Raw genomic sequence first — 20341 nt, 5'->3', positions numbered from 1 at the left:
CATTTGAATGACATTTCAATAAAAAAGCGGGGGAAGGAAATTCAGTGACCTTATTTAACGGGCGCTATGATGACGGCAGTGGCTGGCGTAAATCAACCATTCTCTTTTTCGATAATGCTATGAATGCTTTTATTTTAAAAATTATTTGATATTTGCAATAAATGAAAAAGTGCCGAACCTGAAGGCCGCCAGGTTGGCACAATGATTCTGGTTAATGGGAGCATCAATCGGATTTGAACGGTTCTGAAAGGCTTTCGAGGCCTTTGAGAAAGATTGCGTCTGCCCTGCAAAACCCGGTCACCAGCTGACCCGTGGCAGAATAAAAACCAAAAGGGTCGTGTTTCCTGAGGTCTTCACTCCAGTCAGAAACCCAGTTCAACAGGAAGTCCTCCAGCGTTTTTTTCTGTGTCTCTGAGGGCGCACCCTGGATGGCCAGGTTTCCCATAAAGTCCAGAATGACGGCCAGGTGGTCGGCGGGTTCCCGGTAACCTTCTGCCTGGGCAAAGCCATGTTGCTCAAGGCTTTCCAACATCTTGTGATGAGGTTCCTGCATCATCAACCCGTCATCGCTCAAATAGGTGGATGCATAGGGTGGGGCGCAGCGCCGGCCGGCTCCCAGAAAAAGTTCCGCGTAGTCTGCGGCAAGCTCAAGCCGGGCATCTTCCCGTTGTTTCAGTCGGTCAACCGCCTTTTGAAACAGTGCAACCCCCTGTTTCAGCTCCTGTTCTTCAGACAGCTGGGACAGCAACTGGCTCATCTCCCTGCTGAACAGGGTTTGCAGTTGGCTGTCGTCCAGCTCACTGGCCGTGAGGCTGGATAACCACCAGTAAATCTGGGCCCGGTTCTGGGCGGTTGGGTCAGTCATCTTCAATCCGGTTTTGAGCAAACGATGATAAGAATGCCATCAGGTACGTTGGGATCGCAGTGCCCCAGAGGAGGCACTGCGAGGTCAGGACGTTGTTCTGTATAAGCGGTTTCAGACCCTGACGGTTACCGGACCATCAAAGGCGGTGACGTCATGGACTGGCCCGGTGTATTTCTCAATTTGCACCAGGGCAGTATGGGCCATGGTCGCCTGGGAAAGCCGCGAGCTTGGCTGGTCGATGGTCAGCACGTTCGGGTCACCGTTTTTGCAGAGTGTGCCGATTTTGCCGCCCTCAGCGGGGTCATACCAGGCACCTTCATGAATCCGGATAACGCCTTGAGGATAACGTTCGCTGATGACTGCACCTGCAAGCACCTGGCCCCGGTCATTAAACACGCGGACAATGTCGCCTTGTTTGATATGACGGGATCTGGCATCTGCCGGGCTCAGATAAACGGGCTCCCGTCCTGCCGTTTCATAGGTCTCACGCAAGCCCTTGGCAGCATTGAGCTGGGAGTGAACCCGATCTTTAGGGTGACAGGACTGCAGGTGCAGTGGGTATTTATCTGACCCTTTGCCACCATGGGAGCGCTCTATGGGTTCTATCCAGGTTGGGTGGGCTGGACAGTCATCGTAACCCAGTCTGGCAATGGCCTCTGAGTAAATCTCTATCAGCCCCGATGGGGTACCCAGTGCTTCCAGTTCCGGTTCATTGCGGAACTCACTGTGGCGCACCCACAGTTTTTCAGATGCCTTGTCAAATTCAAAATAGCCGGACTCCCAGAAATCCTCAAAACCGGGCATTTTGATCCCGCTGCTTTTCCCGTTTTTCTGCGCCTGGGTATACAGGTGTTTCAGCCAGCCCATTTCATCCCTGCCTTCCGTAAAGGTGGTCTCCTGGCCGAAGCGCTTGCAGAGACCGGCAAAAATATCAACATCGTTGCGGGCCTCGAACAGGGGAGACACCAGCTGCTTCATCACCACCAGGCCGCGCCGGGAGTGATTGCCAAAGTTGTCGATATCGTTGCGTTCATAGGGAGTGGTGGCGGGCAATACGATATCAGCAAAGCGGCAGGTAGCGGTCCAGTGGTGATCAATGGCAACCACGGTTTCCAGGTTTTGCCAGCCCTTGATCATCCGGTTCCGGTCCTGGTGGTGATGGAACGGGTTGCAGCCGGTGAAGATGCCCATGCGGATGGGGGGGAGGGTCACCTTTTTGCCATTGAAGTCGATGGTTTTGCCGGGCTCCAGCAGGGCATCCACAAAGCGGGCCACGGGAATGGTGCTGGAGTATTTACCAAAGTCCCCCTGGTACTTGGGAGTGGCATTGGTGACGGTGCCGGTAAATCCGCTGATTCTGGCGGCTTTACGGGTGGGAACGCCGGCACCGTTGTAATGCCAGCCAAACCCGAAACCACCGCCGGGCAGGCCGATCTGGCCTGTCATGGCCGAGAGCACCACCAGCATCCAGGCCCACTGTTCGCCATGGTGCATACGCTGGACACACCAGCCGCCGATAAACTGGGTTCGCTGGCTGGCAAAATCCCGCGCCAGGGCTTTGATAGAGTCTGCTGGAATGCCACAAATCTTGCTGGCCCACTCTGGGGTTTTGGCCTGGCCATCGGACTCACCGGTGAGATAGGGAGTAAATTTGTCAAAGCCTTCGCAGTAATCATACACAAAGTCTTCGTCGTACAACTCCTCGGTGTACATGGTGTAGGCCATAGCCAGCATCAGGGGCACATCGGTCTGGGGCCTGATGGCAATATGCTCTGCGTTCAGGTAAGCCTGGGTTTCGGAAACCACCGGGTCAACACTGAATACACGGATCTTGCCGTCAGCCACCTTCTGCTTCAGTTGCTGGTAGTAGCTGTATACATCGTGGTCAGGAGTGTTCCAGCCTGCCTGCAGGTTTTTGATCGGGTCGGATCCCCACAGCACAATGTTTTTTGCGTTGTTCAATACCAGCGGCCAGGAGGTTTGCTGACTGTAGACTTCGGTTGATCCCACGACCCGTGGCAGGATGGTCTGGGCAGCTCCAGTGGAGTAGTCTCCGACTTTCTTTACGTAGGTTCCGTGCAGCCCTACTGCACGTTGCATGGCAGCGATACAGTTATGGTAAAGACCGTTCGCTTTCCAGCCAGTGTGCCCGGCGTAAAGGCCTGCAGGACCGTAGGTTTTCTGAACCCTTTCCAGCTCCTCATGGAACATATCCAGAGCCTGGTCCCAGCTAACCCGGACAAACCGGTTGTCGCCCCGCTGTGAGGTGTCGCTGTTATGTCGTTTTTTCAACCAGTCCAGGCGTACCATGGGGTATCGGATACGGGCCGGGGAGTAGAGATCATCCCTTATCCCCATCAGCATATTGCTCGGGAAGTGGTCTTTGGCAAAGGGTTTGACTTCCGTCAATTTGCCCTTTTCAACCCGGGCCCGAAAAGCGCCCCAGTGGGTGGCACTGGTCAGGTTGTTCCGGGTCGTTTCAGCGGCAAAGGCTTTTCGGGTAATCAGGGATGGACCGACCATTCCGGCGGCGGTTCCAGCCAGCATGCCGCCCAGGAAACGACGTCGACTGACAGATAAGCTGGAGTTACTCACAGGCATTCTCCCTGCTCCCGATCAGCTTTCCTGTTTCCGGGAGCGATAGTGATGATGAAAGCGGGGCGGGCTGACAGGCTTCCCGGTGCACATTCAATTCCATGTGCTACTTCCAGGTGCCATGGCCCAACACTGATTAATGGGCCTTATGGGCGTTCCCGGAGTCCGAGGCATGCTCCTGCAGGTATTTGAGCAGCGTGCGTTCTTCCCGTTTGTCCAGGCTGGCAAAGTCCATCATGCCCTTGAGCTGGGCGATCCATTCAGTGGCGGTAAAGTGGTGTATGTCCGGGGCGCCATGGCACTGGGTGCAGGTGGCGTTGTAAAGTTCGCTGGTGTAGTCCCAGATGGGCTGGACTTCCGTCAGCAGGTTCTCGTTGTGAATCCAGCCCCTGAATGAAACTTTCTGCCACTCTTTCCCGGTGTCCTCCACCTGGATGGACTCGAGCACTTTGACTTTCCTGGCTGATGTTCCCCGGAGCGTGGCGGACAGAATCCGTTTCCCCGGGGATGCGGTTAATACCCGTCCACGGCCTTTGGTTTCTTTCCAGCCGGTAATTTCAACGTTCAGCATGTTTTTGTGGCGATCCAGCACCTTTATTCCTGTTGCGGGCAGCAGGGCACCGGCTTTTTTGGAAGCCTGTTCGGTTTTGTAAACCGGCATCTCGGTGAGGGTATAAAGGGTTTCGGCGGCAGGTGGGGTAGCGGCCTGTGCGGTCAGCTTTTCAAAGGTTTTCCGGTAGCCACCACTCATATCCGGAAGTTCATGGGCGATGCCCTTGTGGCAGGAAATACAGGTCTGGTTGGTTGCAGCCGCCTGCTTCATCTCTTTTGCCGCCTTGACGGATTGACGACTGTGGTCCATCGCCTCATAGCTATGGCAGCCTCGACAACCGGAGGAGTCGTTGCCCTCCATGCGTGTCCAGACGCGCTGGGCCATCTCCAGCCGTTTCTCCTCAAACAGCTCCGGCGTATCAATGGATTTGGTAATAAAATGCTGGAAAACGTCATTGGCCCCCAGCAGTTTGCGCTCAAGTTTTCCGGACAGCTCTGTTGGCATATGACAGTCCGAGCACTCAGCCCGGACACCGCTGGCGTTTTGGTAGTGAATGGATTTCCGGTATTCCTTCAAGGGTTGCTGCATGGTGTGACAGCTGGTACAGAACTCGAGAGTACCGGTCATTTCCAGGGCTTTATGACCAGCAAACAGCCCGATCAGGCCAATGACTGCTCCAGTGATCAGCAGAAGGATTACGGAGAAACGCCCTGAGGGGCTGGTTAGGAAACGCCAGAGACTCTTCATACAATTTACACGCCGGGCCATAAATACAATTGATCACAGGACTCTATCGGGTCGTTGTGAATACCTCTGCCAGGCGCGGTGAACAGAATGTGGCGGAATGCGAATGAATGTGAGGAGGATGTGAACAGGATGTGAATGGAGTGGGTAACGAAAAGCCCCTATAACACCGGTTCATTTTTGCCGGGTAAACTAGTGGCACTGTGATTGAATGTTATAAACAGCTCTGGATGCCCGTGGGATGAGTAATCATATTCTTGTTGTTGAAGATGAGCCGGTCACCCGTGCCAGGTTATCAGGGTATTTTCAAAAAGAAGGGTATCGGGTCAGCGAGGCATCTGAGGGAGAGGAGATGTTCGCAGTGCTCAGGAAGCAAGCGATTGACCTGGTGATGCTGGATATCAACCTGCCGGGGGAGGATGGACTTTCCCTGACCCGCCAGCTCCGGAGCCAGTCGGATATGGGGATCATTCTGGTGACCGGTCGCAGCGATATTGTGGATCGGGTGGTCGGACTTGAAATGGGGGCCGATGATTATGTGGTCAAGCCTTTTGAGCTTCGAGAGCTTCTGGTCCGGGTCAAGAACCTGCTCTGGCGAATCTCCAGGGCACACCAGCCTTCTTTCCTGGAGACCCGCCCCGAAGACGACGCCAGCGAGGACTTTACCCTCTCCTTTGAACACTGCTGCCTGGATACTCGCCGCCGTGAGTTGCTCAGGGACGGCCAGATGGTGTCGCTGACGGGGGCTGAGTACGAATTGCTTTTGGCCTTTGCTACCCAGCCCGGGGTGGTTTTAAGCCGTGAACGTTTATTGAGTTTAATTAGCCACCGTCGTGAGTTTCCTGGCGGCCGAACCATTGATACCCTGGTGCGGCGGTTGCGACACAAGATCGAGGAGCATCCGGGGCAGCCCGTGCTGCTGAAAACGGTCCATGGGGAAGGCTACCTTTTTACCCCCCGGGTGTCCTGAACCTCTCCCTGAACCACCTCATAAACCGGCTGCCATCCGGCCGGTGACAGACTCTGGTTCATGATGAGGCCTGCCATGACCCTGTCCGGGGTCAGTTCTCTTATCTCCGGGCCCAGGTCTTTCTCCCAGGGGCGATGCTCCAGGAATTTCACTGCCTGGTCCACTGCAAGCCTTCCCTGAAGGACCATCTGGTCATCACTGGCCAGCTCAATTCGATGGCGCAGCAACCCCCGATATACGCCGTGGCTGAGGTAGGTGGAAACAATTTTGATGCGGTCGTCTAACCCTCTTCTGCCCAGTTCGGCAACGGCCACCTCCGCCATCACGGCACCACCGATCAGGTATTTGAGGTCACGGTGTTTTTTCATCACCTGATGAATGAGATCCAGCTTTACCGCCTGGTCATTATCGCCGTGTACTTTTGCAGCAATCACCACCGCACTGCCTTTCAGGGCATCCCTGAGCCCCTGGAAAGTCACGTCACTCCCTCCCCGGCCAGTGGGGGTTGAGAACCAGGCCGCCTTGACAGAAGCAGAGCCCGCGGGGTGGCGTCGGGCCAGTGCCTGGCCAACCCGGTAACCCATCTGGTACCAGTTCACGCCGACTTTCCCCGCTACCCCTTTGGGAGAAATATTATTGACCAGGCCAAAGATGGGAGGCTTGTGGTTCAGTGATTGCACCTCCGGTTCCAGCAGATCGTAGCCCACAGTGCCAAGCAGAATGGCGTCTGCCTGCCAGCTCTGACAGAGACTGAGCTGCTTCGCCTGGTAAGCGCTGTCCGTGTAACCATTTCCGACCAGTACTTTGATATTGACGCCCAGTTTGCGGGCCTGACCGATCATTCCATAGTTGACACTGAGCCAATAGGAATCTTTTAAATGAGGATAGAGTGCACAGAGGCGCCAGGGGCGGGTGCTTTTGGCCAGGGGCTGGATGCTCACGGGTTGTTGTGAGGAGAAATCAAATGCCCGGGTAGCGGCTTTAACGGGCCAGGCCGGGGTAGCGGGGTAGCCATATCGGGCAGCCAATAGCAGGCAGCTCAGCAGGCCTGAAATCATTGCCAGACGGAGCATTGATGGCCGGGCCTTTGATGAGAGAATCATGGGCCCGGCCTTGCATGGGATGAGCAACAGAACAGTCTGCCTGTCTCTGGGCATCAGGGTCAATTCCTATGGACGTCGTTTCCGATGGGCGTCATAGTAGCGGCTCAATCAATCCTGGCAATGGGTGGAAACCATAGCCGTCTTTCTCTGCTGCCTTTTCTCTTCCGGGTCACATGATCAACACCATTGCAAAAATAAAAGAACGCCTCAAGCTCGGGGTTGGCGGGAAGCTGTTTCTCTCATTCAGCATTATGGCAGTGCTGACCATTATCATGGGGCTTATTGCCTGGGGGGAGTTTGACCAGCTGGCGGCACAGGAAGAGGAAGTCATGGCGAAAACCCTGCCCTATCTGGTAACAGCCCGTCAGTTGTCTGATATCTCTTCAAGAATCATCTTTACCGCAGGGGAGCTGGTGGAGAGTGCCACTGAAGAAGAGCGTCAGGAGAGGGGGCGGGATTTGACGGTGGCCGTGCAAAGCATGATTGCTCTCCAGACCCGACTGGGGGAACGGCTTTCTGAAGGTGACAGCAGTCAGGAGCTTGAGACAACCTGCCGGGAAGTGATTAGTAACCTGGCTGTTCTGGGTGGGCAGGTGGGGGAGCGAATCCAGCTTCAGAAGCGCCTGGATATACAGGAGCACCATTTGCTGGATGCGGTGGTTGGGTTCAGCGGTCTGGCCCGGTCTCTGGTGGCCAGCTCAAACACCATTGTCATGGCGAATATTGTCAACCTCTACTCCCTGGCACCCGATCTTGGCACTGAAGCTTATTTCCGGATTCTGGATCGTTTGATGGACCAGGATGTGGATCAGTTACGCCGGGTGATCACGCTTGAGCTTCGTGCTTTTCAGTTGCAAAACCTGATTACCCGGCTTGGCAAGGTTCAATCTCCAGGGCAATTGTCAGAACTGCTTATGGAGTACGGGCGAATAACGGATACCCTGGAGAACCTTGCCGGCAGCGTGAGAGACCCGGACCGGCGTCGTAAATTGAATGAGCATTTGAACATCCTCCAGAAAACCGGCCAGTTCTACCATGACATGGAAACAATGCTGACCATCAACCAGTCCATCACGGGCCTGGCTAAGGCCAACTACTTCCTGCTTGAGCGAATGAATGGTTATGCGGACCGGGTCGTTCAGGACTCCGAAGAGATGACCATAGAGGCGACCCGGAGGCTGAAGGAGAGCCTTGACAGCAGCCGGTTCCAGGTAATGGTGATGAGTGTTGTGACCTGTCTGATCATGGTGCTCATACTCTGGCTGGTGGTTTATCGACATCTGGTTCGGCGTCTTGTTGGGCATACTGCTGTGATGGGGCAGCTGGCCAGGGGGGATTTTTCGGTCTGCCCGGAAGACTCTTTTGGGGATGAGCTGGCAGACATGGCGTCGGCCATTGAGGTGTTTCGCCAAAACGCGATCAGCAAGGTGCGGCTTGAACAGCAGCAGGAAGCCAGTAAACAGGAGCTCAGGGAACACCGGGATAACCTGGCGAGGCTGGTGCAGGACCGGACCCGCCAGCTTCACCAGGCCAATGCTGAACTGAGCCGGGAGGCAGGGAAGCATCGCCGCGCCCGGGCAGAGGCAGAGCAGGCCAGCCAGGCGAAAACGCGGTTTCTGGCCCATATGAGCCATGAAATCCGTACTCCAATGAATGGCGTGCTGGGGATGCTGACCCTGTTAAGGCAAACGTCCCTGGACCTGCAGCAGAAACAGTATGTGGATGCGATCGGCTTTTCCGGCGAAATTCTCATGGACATTCTTAATGATGTTCTGGACTACTCCAAAATAGAAGCGGGTGTGATAGAGGAAAGAAAAATCGGTTTTGATCCGGGAAAACTGCTTCAGGAACTGGTTCAGCTCATGAACGGAAGAGCACAGAATAAGGGGCTGGATCTGCAGTTGCTGATCAGTCCCGATGTTCCTTCCTGGCTGGAAGGGGATGCGGTAAAGATACGACAAGTGTTGCTGAACTTGATCGGTAATGCCATCAAATTCACCCACACTGGCCGTGTTGAGGTATCAATGACAAGGGCCTGTGAGGGCGGTCAGTCCAGAGATTCTTATTGCTTTCAGGTGCTCGATACCGGCCCAGGCATTGAAGCGGCCAGTCTGGAGAAAATATTCGTTGCCTTTCATCAGCTTGAGGCCAACCTGAAACAGCCGGGAACCGGACTGGGGCTTTCTATCAGCCAGAAACTGCTGAATGTTATGGGAAGCCAGCTGAACGTTGACAGTGCCCCAGGAGAGGGGAGCCGGTTCTTTTTTACCCTGGCGCTTCAGGAAAAGGTAGCCTGCAAGGTGGTTGAAAACAGCATTCATCCCCAGTGCCAGTTAACCATTCTGCTGGTAGAGGACAACGCCCTGAACCGGTCGGTTGTTGAGGGTTATCTGCATCATCTGGGGCAGGCCGTGTATTGTGCAGAAACCTGTCAGGAGGCGATCCGGTTGTTACGTTCCAGGCACTTTGATCTGGTTCTGATGGATATCAATTTGCCCGACGGTGACGGAGTCGACCTGACCGGGAAACTTCGAGCCATTGCCGGAGAAAACCTGCCGGTGGTAGCGGTATCGGCCCATGCCTTTCACGACGATCAGAAGCGTTTTCTGGAGGCCGGGCTCAACCGTTGTTTATGCAAGCCTCTCCGGTTGAATGACCTTTCCCGCGTTCTGGCTGAGTTTGGCCAGAATGCTCCGGTTTTAGGGGAGGTTGATCACCCTGCTTCCCTGGAACTGGTGAATACCCGGCAAATCCGGGAGGATCTGGAAGTGCTCGGGTGGGAGGGCGTTGAACGTATGGTTGCGCTGTTTCGGGAAACAGCGCAGTCTGTTCTGGCCACTCTAGAGCAGGGGGCCACAGGGGAGGCAGAAGGACAATCAGAGAGGATTGCCGGAAAAGCTCATGAGCTCAAGGGCGCTGCCGCCAGTATGGGGCTCCCCCTTCTTTATCACCAGGCTGCAGAGATCGAGAGGGCCGTTAAAACGTCCGGCCCCTGGCAACCGTTGTGTCAACATCTGCCTTTGACGTTCAGTCAGTCGCTACAAGCCCTGGATGCATTTCTTGTTACCCTTGCACCAGTCGGCGATGCTGCAGCTGACCAGTAAGTTGGTACTAGGGGCTGTTGATGTTTTAGCGTGAGCTCAGTGGTTCGTAAAGCGGCCTAACGCAAGGCGAACTGGCATAGCGCGTAGTTATTCTACGTCAAGCCAGTTCAACACAGTCGGAAGGCCGCTTTACGAGCCACCCGAAGGGCCAAAGCCAGCGCTTCCGTGCCATCGTTGCAGCAGCTTGAAAGACGATGGTATTCCTGCGCTACTGCGCCTTGGCACGAAACCGCTGGCTTTGGCTGAGCACACGACAAAACATCAACAGCCCCTAAGGCTGATGGCGTTTTGGGCGGCACTATTTAAGCTTTAAACGCTTTGCCAGCCGGTGCAGGTTTCCCACGTCAACACCCAGTTGCCTGGCTGTTGCGGCCCAGTTGTTATTACTTTCCTGTAAACGATGAGTGATGAGCTGCTGTTGAAAACGGTCGGTGGCTTCCCGCAGGCTGAGTGACGCTGGGGGAAGCTGGTCGGTATCAAGGGCTTCTTTGTGCAGGGCATGACTGGCTTTCCCCCCTTGCAGATTGAAATGCTCTGGCAGAATCATGACATAGTCATCAATGGCCTGGGATCGTGCCAGAACCGCAGCACGATGCACACAATGCTCCAGCTCCCGAACATTGCCTGGCCAGGAATAACCCAGTAAGAGTTTGTGACAGGATGAACTCAGGCTGAGATGAGAAAGCCCCAGCTGGACCCGGCACTTCTCAATAAAAAAACCGGACAGAAGAACGGCGTCTTCTCCTCTCTCCCGCAGAGGGGGAACGTGGAGAGGAAATACGCTGAGACGGTGGTAAAGGTCTGCCCTGAACCGGCCTTCTTTCACTTCCTGTTTCAGGTCCCGGTTAGTGGCTGCAACAATGCGGGTATTCACCTTCAGGTTGCTGTCATCGCCCACCCTCTGCAAATCACCAGACTGTAGAACGCGGAGCAGCTTGGATTGAAGGGCCAGGGACAGCTCGCCAATTTCATCCAGAAACAGTGTGCCCCCATCAGCCAGCTCAAACTTGCCTTTTCGGTGGTTAATGGCACCGGTAAAGGCCCCTTTGACATGGCCAAACAGCTCACTTTCCGCCACGGTTTCCGGCAAGGCCGCACAGTTCAGATAAATCATGGGTTTCCCGGACCGGGCGGATTGATTGTGGATGGCTCCGGCAACCAGCTCTTTGCCTGTGCCGGTTTCACCCAGGATCAATGCGGTCATATCGGTACCGGCAACCATTTCAATTTCTTTGTTCAGTGCCTGCATGGAGACAGACTGGCCGATCATCCGGGTATCCTGGTTCAGACAAGATGAAACCGGGTGGGTCGGTTGCGGGCTGGAAAAGGGCAGGGTCTGGCTTTCCAGCCGCTCCATTAACAGAGCGTTGTTGAGTGATGCGGATACGATGGCACTGACGGTGCGCAGCTCATTATCCGTGAACCCGTCAAACTGGTCGGGTGAAAAACCATCAATCGTCAATGCACCAATCAGCCTTTCATTGGCGGAGAGGGGCATACCAACACAGGCATGGACTTTGAGCTGACCTTCGAGGGTGGGAATCAATCCATCGTAGGGATCCGGCAGGTCACTGCTGGCAGGGAAGCGAACAATATCCCCCGCCCGGGCGATGGCTTCCAGTCTGGGATGATGATCCAGCGAGAAGTGTCGGCCAAGCACATCAGGGGCCAGACCGTCGATGGACAGAGGGATAAATTGATGATCCTGAAACATCAGCAGGGCGGACGCTTCACATTGAAACAGATCCCTTACGATGGAGAGTATCCGGGCAAAACGGTCTTGTGAGGAGATGCCAGAGGTCATCTCAAGAGCCAGTTTGGTGAAGTCAACGGGAGGGTGGCTACGCATACTTCATCGGGTTTCTATTGACAGTCAAAAACACATTGTTTGTCATTTTGACTGTATTTCAAGGGTGTCATTATGACAATAGGTATTCGTAAAGCCCTTTTATATCAACAGAATAAAAGTTGGCACAAGCAGTGCTTTAGTGGAGTTATTAGCCAATGATATTGATGAAAGCCTGAGCCTTTCGACCGGAGACATTCACAATGGTGCAACCCAAACCCATCAGCTTTTCTGAAGCCGAACGGCTCAGTGAAATCTTTGATTCTGAAAACAGGGAAGAGTGGCAAAACACATCTCATATTCTCAAAACGCTGGACCTTAAGCCCCATATGGTGATTGCCGATGTGGGTGCCGGTACCGGGTATTTTGCCCGCCAGTTTTCCGATCTGCTCCCTGAAGGGCGGGTCTATGCACTGGATACTGAACCCAACATGATTCGCTATATGGACCGGCGATTTACCAAAGAACAGCGAAGTAATATTGAAATCGGGCGTAGCGAACACACAAACCCCTGCCTTCCCGAAGGTGTGGATGTGGTGTTTCTCGCCAATGTCTACCGGTTTATTAAAGAACGGAACCTGTTCCTGACGAATATGTATCAACAGGTAGAGCCGACTACCGAGATAGTGTTTGTTGACTTCCGGGGAAGCCATGCCCGGGTCACGCCTCAACAGGCGGTGAATGAAGTCACTTCTGCCGGTTTTAACGTGGTAGCGATGGATGTGACGGGTTGTCCGGATCATTACATTCTTCGCTTCTGTAAACCCCACACTGCCTGATTTTTTCACTGACCAACAGGAACTTATTATGACTCATCAAAGAATCCCCGAAGACTGGACTGTTCAGCGCTCAACCCCTTTTTTCACCAAAAAGACTGTGCCGGCGGCGTTGCTTTCCCATCACAACACGGCAGAAGGGGTTTTTGGTCAGCTGTGCGTTATGGAAGGCACTGTGACCTATTATGGTTTTCCTGATGCTGAAACCCACGAGCCGGAAGTGACGGTGGTTATACGTGCAGGGCAGTTTGCCACAAGCCCACCTCAGTATTGGCACCGGGTCGAGCTGAGTGATGATGCTCAGTTCAATATTAACTTCTGGTCGGCCAATGAAAAAAAGGGGGCGCTGTATTCTTCAAAGTAGTTGAAGCAGAGTCTGGAACCCGTCCGGGAAACTGGCTCTTTTTATCTCTTTCATAAACTGGAAATCCTCACCACTACGAACCATGCTGAAGGCCATTCTGAAATCTGAAACATTCAGGCACCCAAAAAGGTATTAAGAGGCCTTTTGATATGAGCAGAATGCAAGTTGATCTGGACAGGGTTCAGAATCTTGATGCTTCAGAGGTTGAGGAAGGCATTCGCCGTCACCTGGAGCAGTCTCTGGGAATGGAGGCCGGGGAAGCCGGGCCGGCGGAATACTGGGAAGCCCTGAGCCTTCTGGTTCGTGAGATCAACCTGGATCGAACCCGGGCTACCCGGCGGGAGGAAAGCGAGAGTCATTCCCGGAGAGTCTATTACCTCTCCCTGGAATTCCTGGTAGGAAGGTTGCTGGGCAACAATCTTCATAACCTGGGGATTTATCCCCAGGCGGAAGAGGCCATGGCGAATCTGGGTGTCAACCTTCTGGATGTGCTTGAGTATGAAGCAGATCCGGCTCTGGGTAATGGTGGCCTTGGTCGTCTGGCGGCCTGCTTTCTGGACTCTCTGACCACCCTCAACGTTTCCTCATTCGGCTATGGCATCAACTACCGGTTTGGTCTGTTCAAGCAGAGCTTTGTGGGTGGACGACAGGTTGAGAGTCCGGATGCCTGGAGAGAAGACAGCTGTCCCTGGGGCATTGAAAGGCCCAAGCGGAAGCAGGTTATCAAGCTCTATGGGCAGGTGACTGAGCGGGCGGGAAAGGCGGTCTGGGAGAAAGCCCAGGAAGTGCTGGGCATGCCCTGGGATGTTCCCGTAACCGGTTATAACACGGAAAAGGTGAACACCCTGCGTCTCTGGGAGGGAAGGGCCACCGAAGGGTTTGATCTCAGCAGTTTTGACGCCGGCCGTTATCAGGATTCCCGGTTTCGGGAAATTCTGGCAGAAAACATCAGTCAGGTGCTGTATCCCAATGATAACCATCCGGAAGGGAAGGAGCTCCGGCTGATTCAGCAGTATTTTTTCGTGGCCTGTTCCCTGGCAGATCTGATTGAACGTTACAAAAGAGAGAACAGTGATCGGGATAATTGGGGGGACGATTTTGCCGATAAGGTCGTGATTCAGTTAAACGACACTCATCCAGCCATTGCCATTCCCGAGTTGATGAGAATCCTGATGGACGATGAGGATTTCGTTTTCACCAGAGCTCTGGAAGTCTGTCGGAAAGTGTTCTGTTATACCAACCACACGCTGTTGCCGGAAGCCCTGGAAAAATGGCCCCAGGGATTGATTGCCAGGGTGCTGCCCAGGCATATGCAGTTAATTCATATGATCAACTACCACTTCCTTCACCATGAAGTGGAACAGCACTGGCCCGGCGACAACTCTATGAAGCGTCGGCTGTCGATTATAGAAGAGCCAGCCAATCCGGCAGATCCCCAGATGGTGCGCATGGCTTACCTTTCTGTTATCGGCAGTCACAAGGTCAACGGTGTGGCTGCCCTGCACTCTCGGCTGGTTAAGGAGCACCTGTTTGCGGAATTTAATCAGCTCTGGCCGGATAAGATTGTCAATGTGACCAACGGGGTGACGCCACGTCGCTGGCTGGCTCATTGCAACTCTACCCTTGCCGGGTTGATTGACCAGACCCTGAAAGGGGACTGGCGGAGTCGGCTTGAGGAGCTGAAGGGATTGCGCAACAAAGCGGATGATCCTGGCTTCCAGGAAGCGTTTGCCCGTATCAAACTGGAAAACAAACGCCGTTTATCCCGTGTCATAGATGAGCTGTGCAATATCAAAGTGCAGGCAGAAGCCATTTTTGATGTGCAGATCAAACGGTTGCACGAATACAAGCGGCAGCAGTTGAACCTTTTGCACATTATGGCGTTGTACCGTCGCCTGCTGGAGAACCCTGACCTGGACGTGCCTCCCCGGGTGTTTATTTTTGGCGCCAAGGCCGCCCCGGGGTACCTGGTAGCAAAAACCATTATTCATGCCATCAACCGCCTGGCTGAAAGGGTCAACAGTGATCGGCGGATCCGGGACAAGCTGAAAGTGGTCTTCCTGCCCAATTACCGGGTCAGTCTGGCAGAAAAAATCATTCCCGCCGCGGATGTGTCTGAACAGATTTCCACCGCCGGCTTTGAAGCCTCGGGCACAGGGAATATGAAGATGGCATTGAACGGTGCCCTGACGGTGGGAACGCTGGATGGTGCCAACGTAGAAATTGCCGAGGAGGTGGGGAATGACAATATCTTTATTTTTGGCAAGACGGTGGAAGAGGTCAGTGAGCTTCGTCAGCGGGGGTACGATCCAAGGGATATTTATAATCAGCACGATGAACTTCGGGCGGTGATTGACTGGCTGGCGTCCGGTGACCTTTGCCCGGATGAAGCGGATGCGTTTCGCCCCCTGGTGCAATCCCTGCTGGATTCCGATTATTTTCTAACCCTGGCGGACTATCAATCCTACAGTGACGCCCACAGCCGGATTGTTGAAGCCTGGAAAGAGCCTTCCCGCTGGTGGCGGATGGCCATTATCAACACGGCTTCCATGGGGCGCTTTTCATCAGATCGTTCCATTGCTGACTATTGCCGGACAATCTGGAATATCCACTGAACCAGGTAAAGATGGCTATGGCCAAGTCATTTGATAAAAAGCGATCAGATAAAAAGCTACCTGAAAAAAAAACGGTGGACCCGGAGCAAAGGGATCGTCTGGTGGAGGATCTTTTGAACACCCGGTGCGCCAGGCCTTTTGACATTCTGGGGTGGCACCGGAATGTATTTGGGCCGGGTATGCTGTTGAGACTCTGGCGGCCTGATGCCACCCGGCTGGAGGTTTATGAGCAGAGCACAGGACAGTTGCTGGGAGAGGCTGAGGGTATCTCTCCGGGGCTGTTTGAGCTGGTTATGCCCAACTGTACTGCTGCTGTCTCATATCGACTGCTGGTGACCAACGCCCAGCAGCATGTTTTTGAAGTTCTGGACCCCTATCAGTTTGAGGCATTCTGCCGGGCAGAACCGGATATTGAACCTTACTGGCTGTTCCGCCAGCTTGGGTCGCATCGGGTGTCAGTGCCGCTCCTGGAAAAAAGAGGGAGTCAGTTGTCGTGGGCGGAGGATATGGGGGAAGGTGTCAAGGGGGTGATGTTCCGGGTTTATGCCCCCAATGCCCGCAGTGTCAGCATTATTGGTTCTTTTAATCACTGGGATGGACGCTTTCATCAGATGGCCAGCAGTGATACCGGTATCTGGCGGTTGTTTATTCCGGGAGTCAAAGAAGGCGAGCTTTATAAATTCGAGTTGAAGAATCAGCAGGGAGAGCTGCTACCCCATAAAGCCGACCCTTTTGAGGCTTACGCTGAGCAAGCCCCGGGCAATGCTTCTATTGTTTATGACCCCGGTGGCTATGACTGGCAAAGCCGCAGTTGGCACAGTCACTCGGGAATGGATCGTCCGGTCAGTATCTATGAGGTTCACCTTGGCTCATGGAAGAAAAAGGATGGGGCTGTGTTGAGTTATCGGGAGCTGGCCCGGGAGTTGATTCCCTATGTAAAGACCATGGGGTTTACCCATATCGAGTGCCTCCCTGTTCATGAGCACCCTTTCACGGGATCCTGGGGATATCAGCCGGTGGGCTTATATGCAGCCACCAGCCGTTATGGAACCCCCGATGATTTCAAGGCGTTTATTGACCAGTGCCACCGTGAAGGCATCGGTGTAATCCTGGACTGGGTGCCGGCCCACTTTCCCAGTGACAGTCATGGGCTGGCCCGGTTTGATGGTACGGCACTTTATGAATACGAAGACCCCCGGCGTGGCTGGCACCCTGACTGGCAGACGTTCATTTATGATTATGGCCGCCCGGAAGTCAGGCACTACCTGATCAGCAACGCCCTTTACTGGTTTGAGCAGTTTCATGTGGATGGGCTCCGGGTGGATGCGGTGGCCTCCATGCTTTATCTCGACTACTCAAGAAATGAGGGGGAATGGGAACCCAATATCCTGGGAGGGAATGAACATCTGGAGGCTGTGGAGTTCATCAAAGAGTTGAATGAGGCCGTTTATCTGCACTTCCCGGATTGCATGATGATTGCGGAAGAGTCCACCAGCTGGCCCGATGTCTCACAGCCAACTTACGACAATGGACTTGGGTTTGGTTACAAATGGAATATGGGCTGGATGCACGACTCCCTGGCTTATATGGCACGATACCCGGAGCACCGGTGTTACCACCATGATCAGATTCTGTTCAGCATGGTCTACTTCTACAGTGAGCATTTCATACTGGCCCTTTCCCACGATGAAGTGGTGCATGGGAAAGGTTCACTGCTGGGTAAGATGCCCGGGGATGAGTGGCAGCAGTACGCTAATCTTCGGGCCTATTATGGCTTCATGTATGGCCATCCGGGGAAAAAGCTGTTGTTCATGGGGGCTGAAATCGGCTCCAGAAAGGAGTGGAACCACGATAGTGAGCTGGACTGGCCTCTGCTTCAGAGCAGTGCCTATGCCCAGGGTCTCAACCGCATGGTGCGGGAGCTGAATGGTTGTTATCAATCTTCCCCGGCACTCTGGCGTTCGGACTATGACCCGGGAGGGTTCCAGTGGTTGATTATTGATGACCGTGACCAGTCAGTGTTTGCCTTCTGTCGGGCTTCCTGTAAGGCCCAGCCGGTGGTGGTGATCTGTAATATGACGCCTGTTGTACGCCATCATTATCGGGTGGGAGTCCCGGTGGCGGGCCGTTGGCGGGAAATATTCAATACGGACAGGGTTGAGTATCAGGGCAGTGGTGTGATCAATGAGAGTATTGATTCCGAAGGGGTTGCAATGCATCAGCAGCAGCAGTCGCTGGTGTTAACGTTGCCGCCTCTGGCGACCCTGCTTCTCAGCCCCGACAGATAAATAAAGGCTGCAGTGTAAATCTATCTGGCTCTTTTGAAGAGTCACCGGTCAATCTCAGCCTGTGGTCACAGTGTATTCATAGTAAACAGATACGTATCCCATTATCATGATCCTGTTTCAAGCGACCTATAGCAGTCAAGCAGGCTTATGACAGATCCACAGATCAGAACGGAATCCTTCGGGCAGGGCACCTGTCGTTTTCTTGGGGCGAACTTTGTTGATCAGCAGCTGAACCCGGTCAATGCAGCTGAGGCCTTTGGCGTCAATTTTGCCCTTTATGCCCCTGAGGCTACCGGTGTTTCTCTTTGTCTTTTCAACAGGGCGGGTGATGAGCACCGGCTTCCCATGGTCGGGCCGGAAAAGGGGATCTGGACTTTGCTGGTCAGCCACCTTGCCGAAGGTCAGGAGTATGGGTTCAGGGCTGAAGGCCGCTGGGCTCCCGATGAGGGGCTGCGTTTCAACCCCCATCAATTGCTGATGGACCCTTACGCCAGGGAAGTAAAAGGCAGAGTCAACTGGCAGAGCGCTGTGTATGACTATTCCGGAAAAGACCGGGGTAGCTGGTATCTCAATAAAGACGACAATGCTTCTCTGGTGCCTCGCTCTGTGGTACGTGATGATGTGTTTGACTGGCAGGGGGTTGAACGTCCCTCCCTGAAGGCAGAGGACAGCATCATCTACGAAGCGCACCTGAAGGGATTTACCATGCAGCACCCCGGGGTGCCTGAGCACCTTCGGGGCACTTATCTGGGCATGAGTCACCCGGTTGTGATTGCCTACCTGAAGTCTCTGGGCATCAATACCCTGGAGTTATTGCCTGTCACCAGTTTTCTCAGTGAGCCCAGGCTTCACAAACTCGGATTGAAAAACTACTGGGGGTATAACCCGCTCTGTTTTATGGCACCAGAGCCTTCTTATGCCATTACTGATCCGGTGTCTGAGTTAAAGACAATGGTTCGAGAGCTGCATCGGGCCGGTATCCGGGTGGTGATGGACGTGGTTTATAACCATACCTGTGAGGCGGGCTCCGAGGGTCCATCTCTCAGCCTGAGAGGGCTGGCAGAAAAGGAGTATTACCTGCTGGATCATAATGGAGGCCATCTGGTGGCCGCCAATTACAGCGGCTGTGGTAATTCGCTGAATTTTGATTCCCCCCACTCCCTGAAGCTGGTTATGGACAGTCTTCGATACTGGGCGGAGCATTACCAGATCGACGGTTTTCGTTTTGATCTGGCGCCCACCATGGCCCGCAGGCACCGTCAGTTTGACGGTGGCAGTGCTTTTTTCCAGGCGGTTTTTCAGGATCCGGTGCTGTCCAGTCGGCAGATGATTGCGGAGCCTTGGGATCTGGGGCCTGATGGCTACCGCCTGACCGCTTTTCCGGCAGGCTGGCAGGAATGGAACGACCGGTATCGCAGTGGCATACGCGCCTTCTGGAGGGGGGATAAAGACCGGGTGGTGGACCTGGCATGGCGGCTGGTGGGTTCCAGGGACCTGTTTGGAAATCACCGGCCAGCGGGCAGTGTTAACTATATCTGCAGCCATGACGGCTTTACCCTGAACGATCTGGTTTCCTACGAGCACCGCCATAACCTGGCCAATGGCGAGGATAACCGGGATGGTGATCAACACAACCTGTCGTGGAACTATGGTGTAGAAGGTCAGTCTGACGATCCGTCCATTCGGCAGAAGCGATTATGTGTCCGGCGCAATATGCTGACCACTTTGATGTTTTCCCGCAGTATTCCGATGTTCATGGCTGGTGACGAGTTTGGCAACAGTCAGCACGGGAATAACAATGTTTACTGCCAGGATAACCCGGTGGGCTGGGTTGACTGGTCCTGGCTGAAAGAGCCTTCAGGCAATAGAGAGCCAGCTTTTGAGGATGCTCGTTCCCTGCATCGCTTTGTTGAGGGCTTGATCGGATTTCGTAAAGAGCATCCTCTGCTTGGCTTCGGTGACCAGGGCTCCCGGTTGATGCCGGTGATGGAGTGGTTCACTGCCCAGGGAATCCCCCTGACAGAGGCAAGCCTTCCGGAGGAAAGAGGGCTCTCTCTGGTGGTTCGATACCGGTGTCCTGAAAACAGCCAGCCGACACTGCTTTTGCTGATGAATAACGAATCCTTTGCCCAGCGGTTTACCTTCCCGGATTACGCCGGCCATTCCCGATGGCATAAAGTTCTGGATACCCATGCTGAAGACGCATTTCAACCTGAGGTGGTGCTGAATAAAGGCTGGTGGGAAGTGCCGGAAAACAGTGTGATTGTGATTGAAGAGCTGGCAGGATAAACCCTTTATTATCTCTTGTGGATTGCTGGTTTTTGAATGGGTAATAACCGACGGTGCGTTAAGGGATAATAGGGGTTAAGGTGAGCACATAAATTCATTTTTGTACTGGTGTTTTGTTGTTAATCCTGTTGGCTATCGGTAATTTCTGTGAGGTTGTTGTTTGTTGTCTCTGGTTGTGGGGCTGCGGGCCACAGAAAAAACGGGTGGTTATCGGATTAATCTGAGCACG

General features: G+C 54.0%; 12 protein-coding genes. 7 read left to right on the top strand and 5 right to left on the bottom strand.

Annotated features, from left to right (window positions below; all coding sequences use genetic code 11):
* Positions 1–223: 223 nt before the first annotated feature.
* The 3 genes from torD to torC all read right to left on the bottom strand — a co-directional run bounded on the left by torD (position 224) and on the right by torC (position 4760).
* Positions 224–865: a molecular chaperone TorD gene (torD, locus tag ACNRUY_RS00990; protein WP_488109771.1), complete on the bottom strand. Its 642-nt coding sequence runs from the start codon at positions 863–865 to the stop codon at positions 224–226.
* 111 nt (positions 866–976) lie between these two features.
* A complete protein-coding gene (torA, locus tag ACNRUY_RS00985) occupies positions 977–3466 on the bottom strand; it encodes a trimethylamine-N-oxide reductase TorA (protein ID WP_488109770.1) in 2490 nt (829 codons plus the stop codon).
* A 130-nt stretch (positions 3467–3596) separates the two neighbouring features.
* Complete coding sequence (torC, locus tag ACNRUY_RS00980; protein WP_488109769.1) at positions 3597–4760, bottom strand: pentaheme c-type cytochrome TorC; 1164 nt, start codon at positions 4758–4760, stop codon at positions 3597–3599.
* A gap of 238 nt (positions 4761–4998) precedes the next feature.
* Between torC and torR the strand changes: the two genes are divergently transcribed.
* Positions 4999–5727, top strand: a complete 729-nt coding sequence (torR, locus tag ACNRUY_RS00975; RefSeq protein WP_488109768.1) for a two-component system response regulator TorR — start codon at positions 4999–5001, stop codon at positions 5725–5727.
* On the opposite strand, the gene torT is transcribed toward torR, so the two are convergent.
* Positions 5700–6830 (bottom strand): TMAO reductase system periplasmic protein TorT, encoded by a 1131-nt coding sequence (torT, locus tag ACNRUY_RS00970; protein WP_488109767.1) that lies wholly within the window; start codon positions 6828–6830, stop codon positions 5700–5702. The two genes, torR and torT, sit on opposite strands and share 28 nt — an antisense overlap.
* A 173-nt stretch (positions 6831–7003) precedes the next feature.
* Here torT and torS point away from each other — a divergent pair, with 173 nt between their 5' ends.
* Entirely contained in the window at positions 7004–9934 is a 2931-nt protein-coding gene (torS, locus tag ACNRUY_RS00965; protein ID WP_488109766.1) for a TMAO reductase system sensor histidine kinase/response regulator TorS, read from the top strand.
* A gap of 298 nt (positions 9935–10232) precedes the next feature.
* Here the strand turns inward: torS and norR are convergent, their stop codons facing one another.
* On the bottom strand, positions 10233–11783 hold the full coding sequence (gene norR, locus ACNRUY_RS00960; protein ID WP_488109765.1) for a nitric oxide reductase transcriptional regulator NorR: 1551 nt from the start codon (positions 11781–11783) through the stop codon (positions 10233–10235).
* Positions 11784–11983: 200 nt separating this feature from the next.
* Between norR and ACNRUY_RS00955 the strand changes: the two genes are divergently transcribed.
* The 5 genes from ACNRUY_RS00955 to glgX all read left to right on the top strand — a co-directional run bounded on the left by ACNRUY_RS00955 (position 11984) and on the right by glgX (position 20112).
* Positions 11984–12559 (top strand): class I SAM-dependent methyltransferase, encoded by a 576-nt coding sequence (locus ACNRUY_RS00955; protein WP_488109764.1) that lies wholly within the window; start codon positions 11984–11986, stop codon positions 12557–12559.
* 28 nt (positions 12560–12587) lie between these two features.
* Complete coding sequence (locus tag ACNRUY_RS00950; protein WP_488109763.1) at positions 12588–12920, top strand: TehB family protein; 333 nt, start codon at positions 12588–12590, stop codon at positions 12918–12920.
* A gap of 149 nt (positions 12921–13069) precedes the next feature.
* Complete coding sequence (locus ACNRUY_RS00945; RefSeq protein ID WP_488109762.1) at positions 13070–15535, top strand: glycogen/starch/alpha-glucan phosphorylase; 2466 nt, start codon at positions 13070–13072, stop codon at positions 15533–15535.
* A gap of 17 nt (positions 15536–15552) precedes the next feature.
* Positions 15553–17823 carry a 1,4-alpha-glucan branching protein GlgB gene (gene glgB / locus ACNRUY_RS00940; RefSeq protein ID WP_488109761.1) on the top strand — a complete coding sequence of 757 codons (2271 nt, stop codon included), beginning with the start codon at positions 15553–15555 and terminating at the stop codon, positions 17821–17823.
* 147 nt (positions 17824–17970) lie between these two features.
* Positions 17971–20112 carry a glycogen debranching protein GlgX gene (glgX, locus tag ACNRUY_RS00935; RefSeq protein ID WP_488109760.1) on the top strand — a complete coding sequence of 714 codons (2142 nt, stop codon included), beginning with the start codon at positions 17971–17973 and terminating at the stop codon, positions 20110–20112.
* Positions 20113–20341: the final 229 nt, after the last annotated feature.

The sequence above is a fragment of the Endozoicomonas sp. Z74 genome, from assembly GCF_057680865.1.
Note: the sequence above shows the minus strand (reverse complement) of the source record. Positions and strands in the feature narration are given on the sequence as shown.